At 64.2% G+C, this 2,476-nt stretch carries 3 protein-coding genes; all 3 read right to left on the reverse strand.

Features of this window, described 5'->3' with window-relative positions; translation table 11 throughout:
- Positions 1 to 38: 38 nt before the first annotated feature.
- The 3 genes from tnpC to tnpA all read right to left on the reverse strand — a co-directional run bounded on the left by tnpC (position 39) and on the right by tnpA (position 2,397).
- On the reverse strand, positions 39 to 1,616 hold the full coding sequence (gene tnpC, locus DIE21_RS36700) for an IS66 family transposase (protein ID WP_124502191.1): 1,578 nt from the start codon (positions 1,614 to 1,616) through the stop codon (positions 39 to 41).
- A gap of 62 nt (positions 1,617 to 1,678) precedes the next feature.
- Positions 1,679 to 2,026 carry an IS66 family insertion sequence element accessory protein TnpB gene (gene tnpB / locus DIE21_RS36705; RefSeq protein ID WP_148092775.1) on the reverse strand — a complete coding sequence of 116 codons (348 nt, stop codon included), beginning with the start codon at positions 2,024 to 2,026 and terminating at the stop codon, positions 1,679 to 1,681.
- Positions 2,014 to 2,397, reverse strand: a complete 384-nt coding sequence (tnpA, locus tag DIE21_RS36710) for an IS66-like element accessory protein TnpA (RefSeq protein ID WP_260426866.1) — start codon at positions 2,395 to 2,397, stop codon at positions 2,014 to 2,016. Before tnpA ends, tnpB begins: the two co-directional genes overlap by 13 nt.
- Positions 2,398 to 2,476: the final 79 nt, after the last annotated feature.

The following is a 2,476-nucleotide window of genomic DNA, read 5'->3' on the forward strand; positions in this document are numbered from 1 at the left end:
GTCGTAAGCGGCCAGCCAACGCATCTTGACGAGCGAGTTTAGGCGGCGGTCGAGACAGGCTGCCAGCGATGCGGCAGTAGCGCGTCGATGTCGCTGGCCTTGTGGGTCGGCAAGCGTGTGAGGACGTCCTTCAGATAGGCGAGCGGATCGAGCCCGTTCAGTTGCGCCGAACGAATCAAGCTCATGATGGCGGCCGCTCGCTGCCCCGCGCGCAGCGATCCGGCGAACAACCAATTGGACCGGCCGACTGCCCACGGACGGATTTGATTTTCGACCCAGTTGTTGTCGATCGGCACGTTCCCGTCATCGAGATAGCGCGTGAGTGCCTCCCAACGTTTCAGGCTGTAGTCCAGCGCCTTCGCAATCGCCGAACCCTCCGCAACGGGTTTGCGCTGCGCCACTAGCCATTCATGGAGGGCATCGCATACCGGTTTGGCCTGGCGCTGGCGAAGCCGCTGCCGTTCGTCGGCATTCAGTGCCGCGGCCTCGCGTTCGATGTCGTAGAGCGCGGTAAAGAACGGCAGGGCCTGCCCGGCAACCTGGCTGCTGTGGTTGGCGTGCAATTCAAAGAACTTGCGTCGGGCATGGGCCGCGCATCCGATCTCGGTGATGCCGTGCTGGAACGAGGCCTTGTACCCGCTGTAGTCATCGCACACCAGCTTGCCGTGCCAGCCCTGCAGGAACGTGCGAGCGTGCGCACCGGCGCGGCTCTCGGCGAAGTCGTAGACCACTGCGCGCAGGTTGCTGAAGTGGGTCGGCGTATACGCCCATAGGTATGCCCGGTGCGTCTTGCCCTTGCCGGGGCTGAGCATCTGCACGGGCGTCTCGTCCGCGTGCAGCACACCCTGTTGCAGGATGGCCTGGCGGAGTGCATCGACCAGCGGCTGCAACTGCACACCACACCTGCCCACCCAGGCACCGAGCGTGGATCTCGCAATGGCCAGTCCCGCACGACCAAAGATCTGTTCCTGGCGATACAGGGGCAAGTGGTCGCCGTACTTGGCGACCAGCACTTGCGCGAGCAACCCGGCAGTGGGCACGCCCTTGTCGATCACATGCGGCGGAACCGGCGCCTGGATCAGCGTCTCGCACGCCTTGCACACCCACTTGCCGCGGATATGCCGCTCCACCGTGAACACGCCCGGCGTGTAGTCCAGCTTCTCGCTCACGTCCTCGCCGATGCGCATGCGTTCGCAACCGCACTGGCACGTCGTGCTATCCGGTTCGTGATGGATCTCGGTGCGCGGCAGTTGCGGCGGCAGCGGTGCGCGTTTCGGCTGCTCGCGTTGCCGTTCAACTCGTGTCGGCTCAAGCTGTTCGAGCTCCATCTCGATGGCAACCAGGTCGCCCTCGATGGCCTCGTCGAGCAGGTTCATCTGCTCACTGTTGAGCTGTTCGCTGCGCCGGCCGAACTGCTGGCGCTTGAGGGCCGAGACCTCGTGGGTGAGTTGATCGATACGGGTCTGCCGGTAGCGTAGTTCTTGGTCTCGCTCACTGGCTTCCCGCTCCTTCTCCTTGATCGTCTGGTCCTTCGCCTCGACTTCGGCTATCAGTTGCGCTGTCAGGGCGCGCAACTGTTCCGGGCTGAGTGCGTCGAGGTCGGCAGGCAAGTTCATGCGGGCCAGTCTGCCAGAACCCCGCAGACGGCGGAAGCGCAACTGTTTACGTCCCGCGGGACTTAGACGACACGGATCACGCCGTCCTCGCCGATGCGCTGCCACGGCAAGCCCAGCACCAGGCCGGCCAGCTGTTCGTGCGTCAAGGCACGCTGCTTGGGTTCGCTGCCGAGGTGCGGCCAGGCGAACTGCCCCTGGTTCAGGCGTCGCGCGGCCAGCCAGATGCCGATCCCGTCGTGAATCAGGACCTTCATGCGGTTGGCGCGCCGATTGGCGAACAGATAGGCATGGTGTGGGTGCGCGGCGCCGAACACCTTGACCACACGCGCCAAGGCCGTATCGAAACCGGCGCGCATGTCCAGTGGATCGACCGCCAGCCAGATCTCGTCGACACGGATCACCGCAGCCACTCACGCAGCCAGGCGGCGCACTGGGTTGCCTCGGACACCGGCCAGCTCACCGTGATCGACTGATCTCCTCGGCGCACCTCGATGCGGATCTCTGGCGAATGCGGACTCGGCGTTCCCAATGCCAACGGCACAAAGGCTGGCAGTAACGGTGGTGTGGCCGGTGGACGGCCCAACGGTCTCTTGGGAAGTCGACCTTCCGCCTGATCGATCCAGCGCCGCAGCAGATTTGCGTTGAGCCTGTGTTCCAGCGCGACCGCCGCAACCGATACGCCGATTCCCTGGCAGGCAGCAACCACCTGCGCTTTGAACTCCTCGCTGTAGCGTTGCCGACGACGACGCTCCGGGAGTGCTTCCGATTCGATAGTGTTCACGTGTCCGCTTATTCGTTAGGTGGACACGATACTCCCAAGCGCCTCGGTCAAACTCAAGACGGGTTGGCTAGCCGCTTAC

The organism is Burkholderia sp. Bp9140 (assembly GCF_003853425.1).
Classification (GTDB): Bacteria; Pseudomonadota; Gammaproteobacteria; order Burkholderiales; family Burkholderiaceae; genus Burkholderia.

Bases quoted from the DNA above. Each gene is read 5' to 3' on its own strand.
- tnpC (WP_124502191.1), bottom strand. From the start codon at position 1,616: ATGAACTTGCCTGCCGACCTCGACGCACTCAGCCCGGAACAGTTGCGC.